Origin of the sequence: Pseudomonas sp. GCEP-101 (assembly GCF_025133575.1) — a bacterium.
GTDB lineage: Bacteria > Pseudomonadota > Gammaproteobacteria > Pseudomonadales > Pseudomonadaceae > Pseudomonas > Pseudomonas nitroreducens_B.
On record NZ_CP104011.1, the window covers coordinates 4573120 to 4587564 of the forward strand.

At 65.6% G+C, this 14445-nt stretch carries 13 protein-coding genes; 2 read left to right on the forward strand and 11 right to left on the reverse strand.

All coding sequences use genetic code 11. The annotated features are described in order from the left end of the window. Positions 1–52: 52 nt before the first annotated feature. From N0B71_RS20895 to N0B71_RS20920, 6 genes are all read right to left on the reverse strand, one after another. A complete protein-coding gene (locus tag N0B71_RS20895; protein ID WP_259754663.1) occupies positions 53–736 on the reverse strand; it encodes a hypothetical protein in 684 nt (227 codons plus the stop codon). Between the two features lie 308 nt (positions 737–1044). Next, entirely contained in the window at positions 1045–2085 is a 1041-nt protein-coding gene (locus tag N0B71_RS20900; protein WP_259754665.1) for a sterol desaturase family protein, read from the reverse strand. Between the two features lie 455 nt (positions 2086–2540). Continuing rightward, the gene (locus N0B71_RS20905; RefSeq protein ID WP_259754666.1) at positions 2541–3812 is read right to left on the reverse strand and encodes a RidA family protein; all 1272 of its coding nucleotides are present in this window, start codon (positions 3810–3812) and stop codon (positions 2541–2543) included. Between the two features lie 505 nt (positions 3813–4317). Continuing rightward, entirely contained in the window at positions 4318–5943 is a 1626-nt protein-coding gene (locus N0B71_RS20910) for an NADP-dependent glyceraldehyde-3-phosphate dehydrogenase (RefSeq protein WP_259754668.1), read from the reverse strand. 530 nt (positions 5944–6473) lie between these two features. Continuing rightward, positions 6474–7826 carry a GntP family permease gene (locus tag N0B71_RS20915; RefSeq protein ID WP_259754669.1) on the reverse strand — a complete coding sequence of 451 codons (1353 nt, stop codon included), beginning with the start codon at positions 7824–7826 and terminating at the stop codon, positions 6474–6476. 95 nt (positions 7827–7921) lie between these two features. Further along, positions 7922–8443, reverse strand: a complete 522-nt coding sequence (locus N0B71_RS20920; protein WP_259754670.1) for a gluconokinase — start codon at positions 8441–8443, stop codon at positions 7922–7924. A gap of 228 nt (positions 8444–8671) precedes the next feature. Between N0B71_RS20920 and N0B71_RS20925 the strand changes: the two genes are divergently transcribed. Next, positions 8672–9715 carry a LacI family DNA-binding transcriptional regulator gene (locus N0B71_RS20925; RefSeq protein WP_259754671.1) on the forward strand — a complete coding sequence of 348 codons (1044 nt, stop codon included), beginning with the start codon at positions 8672–8674 and terminating at the stop codon, positions 9713–9715. Between the two features lie 479 nt (positions 9716–10194). Beyond that, the gene (locus N0B71_RS20930; RefSeq protein ID WP_259754673.1) at positions 10195–10572 is read left to right on the forward strand and encodes a hypothetical protein; all 378 of its coding nucleotides are present in this window, start codon (positions 10195–10197) and stop codon (positions 10570–10572) included. 194 nt (positions 10573–10766) lie between these two features. Here the strand turns inward: N0B71_RS20930 and N0B71_RS20935 are convergent, their stop codons facing one another. The 5 genes from N0B71_RS20935 to N0B71_RS20955 are packed head-to-tail and all read right to left on the reverse strand — an operon-like array spanning position 10767 to position 14209. Continuing rightward, on the reverse strand, positions 10767–11294 hold the full coding sequence (locus tag N0B71_RS20935) for a cytochrome c (protein WP_259754674.1): 528 nt from the start codon (positions 11292–11294) through the stop codon (positions 10767–10769). Positions 11295–11311: 17 nt separating this feature from the next. Next, positions 11312–11833, reverse strand: coding sequence for a methylamine dehydrogenase light chain (locus tag N0B71_RS20940; protein WP_017518360.1), 522 nt, complete (start codon positions 11831–11833; stop codon positions 11312–11314). 17 nt (positions 11834–11850) lie between these two features. Then, entirely contained in the window at positions 11851–12483 is a 633-nt protein-coding gene (gene mauD / locus N0B71_RS20945; protein WP_259754676.1) for a methylamine dehydrogenase accessory protein MauD, read from the reverse strand. A 4-nt stretch (positions 12484–12487) separates the two neighbouring features. Beyond that, positions 12488–13027 (reverse strand): MauE/DoxX family redox-associated membrane protein, encoded by a 540-nt coding sequence (locus tag N0B71_RS20950; protein ID WP_259754677.1) that lies wholly within the window; start codon positions 13025–13027, stop codon positions 12488–12490. Positions 13028–13063: 36 nt separating this feature from the next. Further along, entirely contained in the window at positions 13064–14209 is a 1146-nt protein-coding gene (locus N0B71_RS20955; RefSeq protein WP_442964624.1) for an amine dehydrogenase large subunit, read from the reverse strand. Positions 14210–14445 lie beyond the last annotated feature (236 nt).

The following is a 14445-nucleotide window of genomic DNA, read 5'->3' on the forward strand; positions in this document are numbered from 1 at the left end:
GAACCGCCGCACGCTTGTTCACCAGCTGCAGCAGGGGGATCGGGTTCGAGCGTCAGTACCCGCGTGATTCATCCAGCGCCGGCCCGCTCTCCCGCGCACTCGGAGCCTGTTGGGGCACTGGGTGTGCCTGGCGTTTGCGCGCCCATTTGACCAGCCGGCTCATGGCGATGAAGCCAGCGAAGATCAGCATCGGGTAGGCGTAAAGCAACTCGCCCAGGCTGTACTTCCAGGCCAGGGGACGACCGACACCGAGCAAGGCTGCGTAGAACCAGGAAACCGCCGAGACCGTGCCGGCAAAGATGCTCAGGGCCCGCATGCCCGGTTCGAGCTGGAGCAAGGAGCCCGCCCGCATCAGGGCGGGCATGACCACCGAATGCAACAGGCTGCCGTTGACCGTGAGCAGGGCGACGATGAGGACCTTGGCTTGCAGCTTGGGATTGAGGAGGTACTCCAGCCCCTTGGCGGACATATCCAGCAGCACGATGAGCACGCCGGAAAACCAGAGCATCTGCAGCGCCAGGGTGATGGTGCGCTTGAGCGTCTCCATGGGCGCCTGCTCGAGGTGAATCGAATCCGAACCTTTCAGGAGCTGCTTGATCATGGCGAAGTCACTGGTCAGGACCAGGCCAATCGCGACGCAACAGGCGATCAGGTGGGTGTAGACCACACCCAGGCGGACGAACTCCATGACTGCTTCGCGCTGCAGCAGCGAAGTCACTACGTGAACGAATTCCATGATTTGTCTCTTGTTTTTGGAATGGGCCGCCGGCTGTGCGGGGCCATGACGAAGCGTCGGGTGGGGGCTTGCGAGCTACCGTGCAGGTTTATCCATGTGCGGCGGAATGTTATTTGCAAATAATTCTTACTGGCAAGAACAAAAAGCAGTACCCGCGTGCCGATTCGACGGGGCGCGGAGCGGTATCCGGGCGTATGGATTCCAGGATTTCAGAGGTTTTCAGGCGAAGGACTGAGCTGGAAGAAACCGTGAAGGGCGGTAGTGCGTAGGTATGCGCGAGTGGAGCCGTGGCGGGAGAAGGAGGCCTGCTATGAAGCAGGCGCCCGAGTCGTGTCGGGTGTGGTCGCTCCAGCGCGCGGGAGCCTGCGAAACTTCCGTACTGTCTCCACGAACGGCGTCACGATCAGGCTCCACAGCGACGAATACTTCTCGTCATCCTGCTCCCCGGCACCGAACCGGATCGGCTCCGGCGCGCGCTGGGTGACGTAGAGCGTGCCGAACATCCAGTCCCACAGCGACAGGTTGATGCCGAAGTTCTTGTTGAAGTGGCGGGGCGCGTCGCTGTGGTGGATCTGGTGCTGGGCAGGGCTATTTATCACGTGCTCGACCACCGGCCCGAACGACAACCACACATGGCTGTGGCGCAGGTTGGTCGCCAGCACGTTGAACAGCAGGATCATGTAGGTCACGCCGAACAGCGTGTAGGCGCTGATCTGCCCACCGCAGAGGTACCAGAAGATACCCGCGTAGGCCCCCAGCAGCACGGTGCCGGCCAGTTGCGCCGCCAGCTTCTCCACGAAATGCACGCGGCTCGCGGTGATCGGCGTCAGTACCGCCGCCGAGTGATGCACCTTGTGGAAGGCCCACAGCCAGCGCGAGTGGAAGGCGCGGTGGACCCAGTAGTTCTTGAAGTCGCTGACCAGGAACACCCCGAAACCGTATAGCAGTGACAGGCCGAGGTTCGTCCCCATCTGCGGCCGCGCGCCCCACAGGTGGGTGAAGAAGGCGATGTAGTCGCCCGAGCGCAGGATGTACGGATCGACCAGCCCGATGATGGGCACCAGCAGCGCCACGTTGAGGATGCCGCGCACCAGGTAGTAGCGGTAATCCAGCAGCGCCGAACGGTGGAAATTCACCCGACTGCCGCCAATGAACTGCCAGAACGACGCCGCCTCCGTCAGTCCCTGTTGCCGGCGGAAGCGGAACACCGCATAGGCGATGGCGTAGGAGCACAGCAGGAACACCACGCCGACGCGGCCGCTGAGGTCGAAGAGGCCGGCGACCTGGTTGGTGATGGGGGTGATTACCCACTCGGTGAAATGACGGTGGATGTGCGAGAGATCGGGCATGGGCGTCAGGCGTTGATCGTGTCGGTAAGCCGCGGCCTTGAGGCCTGCAGTCGGATTTGCGACCCGTGAAGTCGCTTGTTCTTGTTGGCGTGACAAAGCGGAGCACTGGAGCCGGAGTGCTTCATACGCTGTCACGCATGTCGATCAGGATGGGACGTGGTGGTTCCTGCTGTCAAAGCCTGGGATCGCTGGAGCAGGGACTGTCGACAGGAGGTCCTGAGCGTCCTGACCCGCGAACAGAGCCGAACTGCTGATGGGTGAGGGATGGCGCGGGAGAGGGGGCGGGGAGGATTGGCTGTTTGGAGTGGGTGGGTTCGCGAGCTCGCTCCTACAAAAGTGGGCGGCTGCGATTCCTGAGTTGGGCGTTGCCCTCTCCCCAGCCCTCTCCCTGAAGGGAGAGGGGGCCGATTGGTGTGTGGGGATGGGGTGGGGTCAGCCGGTTGGAGCGGGCGTGCTCAAGCCGCCGGCGGGGTGCCTTCGGCGTTGGCGACCACGGCGTCGATCTGGATCAGGGCGCCTTTGGGCAGGGCTGCAACGGCTACCGTGCGGCGGGCGGGGACGCCGCCGGGGAAGTAGGTGGCGTACACCTCATCGACGGCAGCGATGTCATCGATGTGCGCCAGGAAGACGTTCACCTTCACCACATCGGCCAGGGTGTGGTCGATGCTTTCGACGATGGCCTTGAGGTGCTTGAGGCACTGGCCGGCCTGTTCCCTGATGCCGCCTGCCACCAGTTCGCCGGTCTTCACGTCCAGTGGCAGCTGGGCGGAGATGTGGTTGTAGTGGGAAAAGGCGACGGTCTGGGTGGAGTAGGGGCACGTCGGTGCGGCGTCGGTGTTGTGGGCCTTGATGACGATGCCGTGGCGGTCTTCGACGGCTTGCGGGGGCGTGCCGTCGCCGTGGGAGACCACGGCCTCCACCTGCACCAGGGCATCCAGCGGCAGGGCTTTTGCCTGCACCACGGTGCGCGCGGGCACGTAGCCGACGGCGCGGGCGATGGCTGAGTCGGGGAAGAAGGTGGTGTACACCTTGTTCACGGCGGGCATGTCGGTGAGGTGCTTGACGAAGACGGTGATGCGCACGATGTCATCGAAGGGTACGTCGATGCTTTCGAGGATGGTCTTGACGTTGCGCAGGCATTGCCGGGTCTGTTCCTCGATGCCGCCGGCCACCAGCTTCCCGGTGCGCGGGTCGATGGGCAGCTGGGCGCTGAGGTTGTTGTAGTGGGAGAAGGCGACGCTCTGAATGGACAGCGGGCTCAGCGGCGCGCTCTCGGCGTTGCGCTCGACCTTGACCAGATCGCCGGCCTGCGGGGCGTTGGGGATGGTGCCTTCGCCGCAGGTGATGAGCGCTTCGACCTGCACCCGCGCGCCCAGCGGCAGGGCCGCCACGGCGACGGTGGTAAGCGTCGGCAGGTAGGTGGGGAAGAAGGCGGCGTGCACCTTGCCGACGACGTCGGCGTCGGCGATGTCGGTCAGGAAGAGCGAGAGGCGCACGGTGTCGTTCAGGCTGTGGCCGATGCTGTCGATGACGGCCTTGAGGTTCCGGAAGCACTGCTCGGCCTGTTCCTTGACGCCGCCCGCCACCAGCTTGCCGGTGCTCGGGTCGACCGGCAACTGCGCGGCCAGGTTGTTGTAGTGGGAGAAGGCGACGGTTTGCGAATACGGGCCGAGGTGTTGCGGGGCCTTGTCGGTGTTGCGGGCGAGAACTGCGTTGTAGCCACTCATGTTGGTGCTCCCTGGTTCGCTGGGAATCCGTGGATGGGGTGGCAAACGCTTCGTCCAGTGCGATATCGGTCGTTGCCACTATCGGTTCAGACGACGGATATCAAGCTCGTCGAGAGGCACGCAGACTATCGGGTCTTCCGGGGTGACCCCGTTGACTTATGGCAAGCGTAGTGGGGTCTTCTTACCGGGTTGTTTCAATTGGCTATTGGGCTGAGTCCGAATATTGAGAAGGGGATTTCTGAAAGCGGGCGAGGTTTCTCGGGGAAGTTCGGTGCTGGGCCTTTTCCCTCTCCCCAGCCCTGGCTGCGCGCCCCGCTCCGAAGGGAGAGGGGGCAGTTTGTGCCGGCTGACAGCTTGGTTTTTCCTGTAGAGGCCCCTCCACAGACGTGTGTGCGCGCCGCTCGCTGTCCTTGCCGGCTGATGCTGCTGGTTCTCCTTGCGCCGGACGGTCCCCTCTCCCTTCAGGGAGAGGGTTAGGGAGAGGGGCTCCTGCCGGCTGCCGGGGTCAGAAGATGTAGTCCGTGGTCAGGAAACTGGAGTCGCGGTCGCGGATGATCTGGCTGATCAGCGCCTTGTTGGCGTCGGTGAAGCGTGTGGCCACCAGCGTGCGGATGGAGAAGGTGCGCAGCGCGTCATGGACGGAGAGGGTGCCCTCGGCGGAGTTCTTGCGGCCATTGAAGGGGTAGCTGTCCGGCCCGCGCTGGCATTGGGCGTTGATGTTGATGCGGCCGACCTGGTTGACGAAGGCATCCACCAGCGGGCCGATCTGCTCGGGATCGTCGCCGAACAGGCTGAGTTGCTGGCCGTAGTCGGACTGCAGGACGTAGTCGATCACCTCGTCCAGCTCGCGGTAGGGCACCACCGGCACCAGCGGGCCGAACTGTTCTTCGTTGTACAGGCGCATGTCGGCGCGCACCGGGCTGAGCAGCGCCGGGTAGAAGAAGCTTTCGCGGCTCTTGCCGCCGCCGGGGTTGATGACCTTGGCACCCTTGGCCAGGGCATCCTGCAACAGGCCGTTGAGGTAGTCGACCTTGCCCGGCTCGGGCAGCGGCGTGAGCGCCACGCCTGACTCCCAGGGCATGCCGGGCTTGAGTTCGGCGAGCTTGGCGCTGAACTTGTCGAGGAAGCTGTCCAGCACGTCTTCGTGGACGAAGAGGATCTTCAGCGCCGTGCAGCGCTGGCCGTTGAAGGAGAGGGCGCCGGTGATGGCTTCGCTGACGGCGTTGTCCAGATCGACGCTGGGCAGGACGATGCCGGGGTTCTTGGCGTCCAGCCCGAGGGCGGCGCGCAGGCGGTGCGGGCGCGGGTGGAGCTTCTTCAGGTCGGCGGCGCCGGAGTGGGTGCCGATGAAGGCGAAGACGTCCACCTTGCCGCTGGCCATCAGCGCGCTGACGGTCTCGCGGCCGCGCCCGTAGATGACGTTGATGACGCCCGGCGGGAAGCTGTCGCGGAAGGCTTCGAGCAGCGGGCGGATCAGCAGCACGCCGAACTTGGCGGGCTTGAAGACCACGGTGTTGCCCATGATCAGCGCCGGGATCAGCGTGGTGAAGGTCTCGTTCAGCGGGTAGTTGTACGGGCCCATGCACAGCGCCACGCCCAGCGGCACGCGGCGGATCTGCCCGAGGGTGCCCTGTTCCAGCTCGAAGCGGCTGGAGCGGCGGTCCAGTTCCTTGAGCGCCTGGATGGTGTCGACGATGTAGTCGCAGGTGCGGTCGAACTCTTTCTCCGAGTCCTTGAGGTTCTTGCCGATCTCCCACATCAGCAGCTTGACCACGGCCGTGCGCTGCTCGCGCATGCGGGCGAGGAAGCGCTCGACGTGGGCGATGCGCTCGGCCACGCGCAGGTTGGGCCATTGGCCCTGGCCGTTATCGTAGGCGGCCACGGCGGCATCCAGCGCGGCGAGGGCGGCGTCGGCATCCAGCAGTGGCGTGCTGCCGAGGATGACCTGTTCGTCGCCCTGGTCGGTGGCGAGGAAGATCGGGCTGCGCACCGGGGCGAGCGGGCCGTCCCAGCGGCGCAGTTCACCGTTGACCAGGTATTCGCGCTGCTCGACGGGCGCATCGGGGCGCCAGGCGTCGGGGATATCGGTGAGGCGGGGGAACAGGTGGTCGAGCGAGTGGTTGTCGGGCATGACTCATCCCTCGGGGAAGGTGGGCGACAGGTCAGTTTTAGATCGTAGTTGTCTTAAGGTAAATCGATTCAGCAAGTGGGTCGATGACCGGTGTAGGAGCGCGCCATGCGCGTGATCGCGGGCATGGCCCGCTCCTGCAAGGGAAGTCCGAAGCTGGGCTGGCCTGGAGTCGTAGGGCGAATAACCGCTTGCGGTTATCCGCCGGCTTTCTTCAGGGGTGTGCAGGGGCTGTGGCGGATAATCCGTTCCGGGTCATGCGCCCTACGGGTGTGCCGGGCTGGGCTGTGGCGGCGGAGCAGGCTGCAGGAGTTCCTGCTGCTCGGCGTAGCGGGCACGGATGTCGAAGTCACGGGGCCAGGCGGGCTGGGCGGGGGCTTTCGGAGTTGCGGAGGAAGTCACGGGCGATACCTCGTTGCAGGAATCCGGGGCGAATGGCGGCATTCGCCGGGTGGGGTGCATCAGCTCCCTGTAGGAGCGCCCCATGGGCGCGATCGCGGGCATGGCCCGCTCCTACAGGGGGGCTAACTACGTCAGACGAACAGCGACAGCAGCAGGATGAACAGCAGGCCGACCACCGAGAGGATGGTTTCCATCGCCGTCCAGGTCTTGAAGGTCTCCATCACGCTCATGTTGAAGTACTGCTTCACCAGCCAGAAGCCGGCGTCGTTGACGTGGGAAAGGATCAGCGAGCCGGCGCCGGTGGCCAGCACCAGCAGCTCGCGGTTGACACCGGGAATCAGGTCGATGACCGGCACCACGATGCCCGCGCCGGTGATGGTGGCGACGGTGGCGGAACCCGTGGCGATGCGGATCACCGCGGCCACCAGCCAGGCCAGGAGGATCGGCGAGATCTGCGCCTGCACCGCCATGTGGCCGATCACGTCGCCCACGCCGCTGGCCACCAGCATCTGTTTGAAGCCGCCGCCGGCGCCGATGATCATCACGATAGCGGCGGTGGGGGCGAGGCTCTGGTCGAGCAGCTTGAGGATCTTCTTCGAGTCGAAGCCGCGGGCGTAGCCGAAAGTGTAGAGCGCCAGCAGCAGGGCCAGGAGCAGGGCGGTGATCGGGTGGCCGATCATGTCCAGCCAGGCGCGGACGATGTGGCCGTCGGCGAGCATCACGTCGGCGAAGGTCTTGAGCAGCATCAGGAACACCGGCAGCAGCACGGTGAACAGGGTCACGCCGAAGCTGGGCAGGTTGCTGGTGTCCGGTTCGTGGGCGATCTGCGCCACCAGTTCCTCATTCGGCTGGCCGGGGATCACCTTGGAGATCCAGGCGCCGAAGATCGGGCCGGCAATGGCGGCGGTGGGGAGGGCGACCAGCAGACCGTAGAAGATGGTCTTGCCGATGTCCGCGCCGAACACGCCGATGGCCAGCAGCGGGCCCGGGTGCGGCGGCACCAGGCCGTGCACGGCGGAGAGGCCGGCGAGCAGCGGGATGCCGATCTTGATCAGCGACACACCGCTGCGCCGGGCGACGATGAACACCAGCGGCACCAGCAGGATGAAGCCGATCTCGAAGAACAGCGGAATGCCGACGAGGAACGCGGCGAGCATCATCGCCCAGTGCACGCGTTGCTTGCCGAAGGCCTGGATCAGCGTGCGGGCGATCTGATCGGCGCCGCCGGATTCGGCCATCATCTTGCCGAGCATGGTGCCCAGGGCAAGGATGATGCCGACGAAGCCAAGCACGCTGCCGAAGCCGTCCTGGAAGGATTTGACGATGGTCGCCACCGGCATGCCGGAGGTGAGGCCGAGGAAGCCGGCGGCGATGATCAGGGCAATGAACGGGTGGATCTTCAGGCGCGTGATCAGGAGGATCAGGCCGATGATGGTGACCACCGCATCCAGCAGCAGATAGGTGTCGTGGGACATGCCGAGCATGGGGCTCTCCTGTTGTTGTCGTTGTGCCGGAGCGGCTCTTTCTTTCTTCGATGGAGTGGGGTAGCGCTATCTTTCGAGGGCAGACGCTATCGGTGTCAGTCGCTGGCGTGCTGTCGCCACCAGAGGTGCGCGGCTTCCGCCAGCTCTTCGAGCGGACGGGTGGCGTCCAGGCGCAGGGTCAGCGGCTCGCTGGTCGGCACCTCGAGGGCGGCGAACTGGCTGTCGATCAGGCTCGCCGGCATGAAGTGGCCGGGGCGGGCGGCGACGCGCTGGGCGGCGGTTTCCGGGGTAAGTTCCAGGAACACCACCCCCAGGCCGGGCACGGCGCGACGCAGGCGTTCACGGTAGCTCAGCTTGAGCGCGGAGCAGGTGAGCACGGGGCGCTGGCCGGCGGCGATGGCTTTCTGCAGTTCGCTGGCGAGGGTGTCGAGCCAGCCGGCGCGGTCCTCGTCGGTCAGCGGGATGCCGGCGCTCATCTTCTGGATGTTGGCTTCGGGGTGGAAGGAGTCGCCTTCGATGGCGAACGCGCCGCTGCGCAGGCACAGGGCCTCGCTGACGCTGGACTTGCCGCATCCGGCGACACCCATGATGAGCACGGCATCGATGGCGGGGAGCATGCAGGGCCTCGGTGATGAGACAGCGCTATCTTTGTGGGGCGTAACGAAAAGCATCGGCTGCCTCCGTATTCTTGTCATTCTAGTCGGTGTGTCTCGGCGCTTCGGCGCGTGCTGTCAGGTCGAGCAAACGGCGGCGGGCGGGACCGGTGGAAGCCGGTCTCAGGCAATTGCCCTGGCTGCGAGACAGCGCTACCTTAGTGCCTCGATTTTTGTTTGGCAAGCCGCCCGATGACCGCCCGGAAGAACGACAAGAAAAACGACAGAAGCTCGCGCACCACCGGCAAACCCACCCTCAACGATGTGGCGCGCAGTGCCGGCGTCAGCCCCATCACCGCCTCGCGTGCCCTGCGCGGCGTGAGCACGGTGGCCGAGGAACTGGCGGACAAGGTCCGCCAGGCCGCCGCCGACCTGGGCTACGTGGCCAACCCGGCCGCCCGCGCGCTGGCTTCCAAGCAGAGCCACAACATCGTGGTGCTGGTGCCTTCGCTGGCCAACCAGCTGTTCATCGAAACCCTCGAAGCCATCCACGCGGTGATGCATCCGCGCGGCCTGGAAGTGCTGATCGGCAACTACCACTACTCCCGCGACGAAGAGGAGAACCTGCTGCGCAACTACCTGGCGTACCAGCCGCGCGGCCTGTTGCTCACTGGCTTCGACCGCACCGAGAGCGCCCGGCGGATGATCGAGGCCAGCGGTGTGCCGGCGGTCTACATGATGGACCTGGACCCCGGCGCCGGGCTGCATTGCGTGGGCTTTTCGCAGATCCGCGCGGGGGAGGCCGCGGCCAGGCACCTGCTCAAGAGCGGGCGCAAGCGCCTGGCCTACATCGGCGCGCAACTCGACCAACGCACCCTGCTGCGTGGCGAGGGCTACCGCCGCGCGCTGCAGCAGGCCGGCTGCTATGACCCGGCGCTGGAAATCCTCACGCCGCGCCCGTCCTCGGTGGGCCTGGGCGGCGAGCTGTTCCGCCAGTTGCTGGCCAGTCAGCCGCAGGTGGAAGGCATCTTCTTCGGCAACGACGACCTCGCCCACGGCGCCCTGCTCGAGGCCATGCGCCACGGCATCCGCATTCCCGAGCAGGTGGCGGTGCTGGGCTTCAACGACCTGCCCAGCTCGGAATTCATGGTCCCGCGCCTGTCGAGCATCCGCACCCCGCGCAAGGCCATCGGCACCCACGCGGCGGAGCGGCTGCTGGACCTGATCCACGACAAGCCGGTGAACACGCCAGTGATGGACCTGGGGTTCGAACTGATGGTGCGCGAAAGCAGCTGAGGTTCATCACCGTAGGGCGCAAAACGCACCAACGTAATCCGCCCTACACAGCTGGCTCCGGAGCTCCCTTGTAGGAGCGGGCCATGCCCGCGATCGCGCGCATGGCGCGCTCCTACAGGTTGCACCGAGCCACCGGGAGCGCCGCCGCAGGATGGCGTGGAGCGAAGCGATACCCATCGATGCAGTGTGCGGGCCTGGGCATGTCGGTGCTCTTCGTAGGACCGAGGGGGACGCCCAGTCCTTGCTCGCGAACCGCTCGATGCCGAAGCACCCTGGGAATTCGTTCGCGAGCAAGCTCGCTCCTACAGAAAAGCTGACGTCGCCCTGGAAAAATCCGCAGCTCCGTAGCGCGCATAACACGACAGCCGTATCCGCCGTCAGCGGGGCGTCGGATGATCTGTTCAGGTTGTGCGCCCTACGCCGCAAGGGTTTGGGTAGACTGAGTGTTAAACGTCACGCCCGGATATCAAGGAAGGACCATGGCGGCAGATAACTCTTGGGCGAAGGCGGCGCTACTGCTCCTGCTGCCCGCGGCGGTTCATGTCGTGAGCACGGCTTGGCAGAACTCTGTGAGCCAGGGTTTTGGCGACGAGCAGTTCTTCGGCAACTACCTGTTCACGGCCGCGCCGCACTTTCTGATGGCCTGCCTGGCCGCTGTGTCGGTGTTGCGCAGGGACACGCTGCTACAGGTTCTGATCGGCCTGAACCTCGTTCTCATTGCATTCACTTTCTATCTCCACGGGTTCGTCCCCCCTCGTGAGGCGGGGCTGGCGTGGGTGCTGTACTACCCGCTCTGCCTCCTGTTCCTCCTGGGGTATGGGATTGTCCGGTTCGTAGCGCGCCGTGGCAGGGCATAGCATCGAAATCGCTTAGGACTGAGCTTCGGCATTCCCTTGTAGGAGCGGGCCATGCCCGCGATCGCGCGCATGGCGCGCTCCTACAGGTAGCCGAGACCGCTATGGAAAATCCTCGCGCATAAAAAAGCCCGCAGGAGCAGCGGGCGTCAGTGCGCAGGCAAAGGGATCGGCGGGCAAGCCGCCGGAGCTATCACTCAGTACGCATCGCTCATCCCATCGGTGATGGCGATACCCTGCTTGCGCATCTGCTCGATCAGCCCGGCGCGGGTGCCGGGCAGGTTGAGCAGGGCCTGGTAGCGCGTGGCTTTGACTTCCTCGGCGGTGTAGGGCTTGAACTGCGCGGGCATGCTGTCGCCGGCCATGCCGTCCTTGCGCAGCAGCCAGTTGAGCAGGTCGGCCAGTTGCGCGTCGTTCAGCGCGGACTGGGACATGCCCGGCACGCGCACGAGGAATTGCCGCCCACCGTCCACCTTGAGGAAGTTGCCGACGAAACCGTGCAGGCGCGGCGTGTCGTTGGCCTTGCTGCCGCTGCCTTCGGTGAGATGGCAGCCGGCGCATTGCAGCTGGTAGTTGGTGGCCGGGCTGTAGCTCTGCTGGGAGATCGGCTTCTGCACCGCCTCGTTGCCGGGCGCCGGCCGCTGGTGCGGATCGGGGATCGCGCGGGCCTGGGCAAACGGGGCGGCCAGGCTGCAGAGCAGGGCGCCGACAACGAGACTGCGCATGGGCGTTTCTCCCGACTTCAGACCGCGACGCCGCGGATGATGGTGACGGTGCAGTTGTAGATGCGCGATTCCGCGCCCAGGCACCAGTTGACGTCGTTGTTGTTGAACGGCCGATACAGCGGCTCCTCGCTCTCGTTGCGGGTGCAGGCGCATTGGGAGCAGCTGTGCTTACCGCAGCAGTCGTTGTAGGAAATGATGTAGTCCTTGCCATCCGCCGGGTTGCGGCAGGTGCCGATCCAGGTCACTTGCGACGCATCGGTACCGGGTGGGCACGAGGTGGTGGTGCCGCCGCAGCAGGAGCAGAGGAAGCCGTCGATGGAGCAGTAGCGCCAGTAGTCGCAGCTGTTCGGGTCACCCGGGTCGCCGGCCTTGGGCGCTTCGGCGGCCAGGGCCTTGGAAGTGCGGTCGATCGGCAGGATGATCGGCAGGGCGGCGCCGGCCACCAGCAGCGAGCCGAAGCGGCCCAGCAGCTTGCGCCGCGAAGTGACGTTGGCCACCTGGCGGGAGGAGCGCTCGAACAGGTTGTCGAGGAATTTCATGCGTGTTCTCTCCGTGATCAGTGGCTGTGGCCGTGGCTGGCGTCGTGGGTGTGCACGCCGTTGTGGCTGTGGCCATTCATGTACTGCTGCAGCGTGGCGCTGCCCAGGTGCTCGACCTCGAACAGGCTGTCCAGGTGCTCACGGGAATTCACCAGGCCCTTGGCGCGCAGGATGCCCTTGCTGTCGATCAGCGCGGCGTAGGGCAGCTTGCCGATCTGGTAGGTCATGCCCACTTCCGGGCCGACCACGTAGGCGGATTTCTCCAGGCCGTGCTCGGCGATCAGCGCCTGCTGGGCGGCCATGTCGCCGTCGCTGACGTAGATCACGTCCAGCTCGCCGGCCTTGTCCCTGGCGATGGACTTGATCGCCGGCAGCAGCGATTTGCAGATCGGGCAGGTCGGCGAGAGGAAGAACAGCAGCTGGCCGCGCTCGCCTTCATAGCCGAAATTGACCGGACGACCGTGGCGGTCGGCGGCGGTGACTTTCGGGGCGGGCTCGTTGACCGCCACGCCCTTGTCGACCATCAGCGCGCCGGCCGGCGCGATGCGGCCGTGGAGGACGCCGATCTGGCGCACCAGCGCCATGACGGTGAAGGCGAGGGCGATGAGCAGCACCCAGAGAAGAATGTTGGAAACGATCAGACCTTCCATTTGTTCACCTTCCGATGAGTTTGAGCAGACGGGGATGATTGGCCAGCAGGCCATCGGCCGCGGCATACAGGAGCAGGGCGACAGCGCTGGCGGCGAGGATCACGAAGGCGTCGAACACGCCCATCTCGCGGGCCTGCGGTGCGCCGGCGGCGATCAGGGCGAGCGCGGCGATGATCGCGTTGCGCAGCAGCAGTACCGGGCGCAGCGGTTGCATCTGGCCGGGGCCGGAGCAGCCGCAGTCGATGTCGCGACGGCCGCGCCAGAGGTTGATGCCGATGGCGCCGGCATAGAACAGGATCAGCGCCGTGGCGGCCAGGGCTGCGGCGTGGCGGCTCGCCGGCACCAGCAGGGCGAAGGCGACGGCGCCTTCGACCAGCGGCAGCACGCGGGCCACCGGGCCCACCAGCGAGGCCGGCAGCAGGCCGTAGTCTTCGACCTGGCGGGCGAAGCGCATCGGCGCGCGCAGCTTGTGGCTGGCGGCGCTGGCGAGCAGCACCGCAACGGCCACCGCACTGGCGATGATCAGGATCGGATCGGAAAACATTTCCGTACCTCTCGGGGATGACGTTCTGGGAAAGGCTTAGTGGCTCAGGACCAGGATCGGCGTCTTGGCGATCTTGTCCATGGCGCCGTTGTACTTGCCGGTCTTCAGGTCGAAGATCTGCAGCCCGCCTTCGACGTCGGTGCCCAGCAGCAGCGGCTTGTCGTCGGTGGTGGCGTGGAGGCTCCACACCGGCTTGGGCGCTTCCAGGGTGGCGATCTTCTTCTGCGTCTTGAGGTCGTAGACCCAGATGAACGGGCTCGGGTCTTCCCATTTGCCGGGGGTGTGGGCCTCGTGCATCAGCACGTACAGGCGGTTCAGCCTGGGCGCTACCGCCATCAGCTGCCAGCCGCCGGTGCCCCAGCCTTTCTTGCGTTCTTCATCGGTGGTCAGCGACCAGCTCGGCAGCATCTTCGGCTTGTCGCCGGAGACGTCCACCGGCTTGACCACGCCGTCGGTGGTCACGAAGAAGTAGGTCTCGCCCACGGCCAGGCCGCGTTCGTTGAGCTTCTCCTTGTTCGGGTCGAAGAACGGCGTCTGGCTGCGACCGACTTCCTTGCCGTCGTCGCCGATCCGGGTGATCTGCAGCTGACCGTCACCGCACAGCGAAGCGAAGGCGCGTTTGCCCACCGGGTAGTTGAGCACGCAGCCGCTGATGGCGATTTCGCTGGCGACCTTCTTCGCCTGCGTGTCGACCACGGTGACCGAGGTGGACGGGGTGAAGTTGTAGATGTAGACGAAGCGGTCGTCGGAGCTGGTGCCCAGGGCGTACTTCTGGGTCAGGATCGAGGCGCGCTTGGCCGGGATTTCCACTTCCCAGGTCGGGCGCAGGTTCGAGGTGTCCCAGGCGGTCAGCACGTCGGTGCGCACGCCGCGGGTGCCGCGGGAGTAGAAGGTATCGGCGGAATACAGGGTCTTGGCGTCGTGGCTCAGGGTGGACGGCGCGACGAAACCGGTGCTGACCATGCCCAGCATCTTCTTCTGCTCGGGGTCGACCACGGTGACGCGGCCGGCGATGAAGTTCTCGAACTCCACGTCGACGATGTAGGCGCGGTGCGGCGAGGGCGGGAATGGCAAGACGGTCTCACCGATGCTCTCGGTCGGCAGCTCGGCCTGGGCTGCGCCCATCGCGAGGCACGTTGCCAGCGCGAGGATCGATGGAGCGAGGAACCTGGCGACGCTCATTGGCGGGTACTCCCTTTTTCTTGTTGGCGGGCTTTCGGTTGTTTTCAGGCCGCCTGCCCAGCGCAGGCAGCGGACGGAACAGTGAGCAGAGTCTGCCTGCGTCGGGGCAGGGCGGACTTGTTGTCCGTGCCATTTCCTTGTCTGGGGGTGACAGCGTGTCGCAGGCAGAAAGTGCAGACCGCCGCTGCGCTTCGCGGCAGGAATTCCGCCGAACGGCAGTGATTAATGTCAGGGGA

Bases quoted from the DNA above. Each gene is read 5' to 3' on its own strand.
- N0B71_RS20895 (WP_259754663.1), bottom strand. From the start codon at position 736: ATGGAATTCGTTCACGTAGTGACTTCGCTGCTGCAGCGCGAAGCAGTC.
- N0B71_RS20900 (WP_259754665.1), bottom strand. From the start codon at position 2,085: ATGCCCGATCTCTCGCACATCCACCGTCATTTCACCGAGTGGGTAATC.
- N0B71_RS20905 (WP_259754666.1), bottom strand. From the start codon at position 3,812: ATGAGTGGCTACAACGCAGTTCTCGCCCGCAACACCGACAAGGCCCCG.
- N0B71_RS20910 (WP_259754668.1), bottom strand. From the start codon at position 5,943: ATGCCCGACAACCACTCGCTCGACCACCTGTTCCCCCGCCTCACCGAT.
- N0B71_RS20915 (WP_259754669.1), bottom strand. From the start codon at position 7,826: ATGCTCGGCATGTCCCACGACACCTATCTGCTGCTGGATGCGGTGGTC.
- N0B71_RS20920 (WP_259754670.1), bottom strand. From the start codon at position 8,443: ATGCTCCCCGCCATCGATGCCGTGCTCATCATGGGTGTCGCCGGATGC.
- N0B71_RS20925 (WP_259754671.1), top strand. From the start codon at position 8,672: ATGACCGCCCGGAAGAACGACAAGAAAAACGACAGAAGCTCGCGCACC.
- N0B71_RS20930 (WP_259754673.1), top strand. From the start codon at position 10,195: ATGGCGGCAGATAACTCTTGGGCGAAGGCGGCGCTACTGCTCCTGCTG.
- N0B71_RS20935 (WP_259754674.1), bottom strand. From the start codon at position 11,294: ATGCGCAGTCTCGTTGTCGGCGCCCTGCTCTGCAGCCTGGCCGCCCCG.
- N0B71_RS20940 (WP_017518360.1), bottom strand. From the start codon at position 11,833: ATGAAATTCCTCGACAACCTGTTCGAGCGCTCCTCCCGCCAGGTGGCC.
- mauD (WP_259754676.1), bottom strand. From the start codon at position 12,483: ATGGAAGGTCTGATCGTTTCCAACATTCTTCTCTGGGTGCTGCTCATC.
- N0B71_RS20950 (WP_259754677.1), bottom strand. From the start codon at position 13,027: ATGTTTTCCGATCCGATCCTGATCATCGCCAGTGCGGTGGCCGTTGCG.
- N0B71_RS20955 (WP_442964624.1), bottom strand. From the start codon at position 14,209: ATGAGCGTCGCCAGGTTCCTCGCTCCATCGATCCTCGCGCTGGCAACG.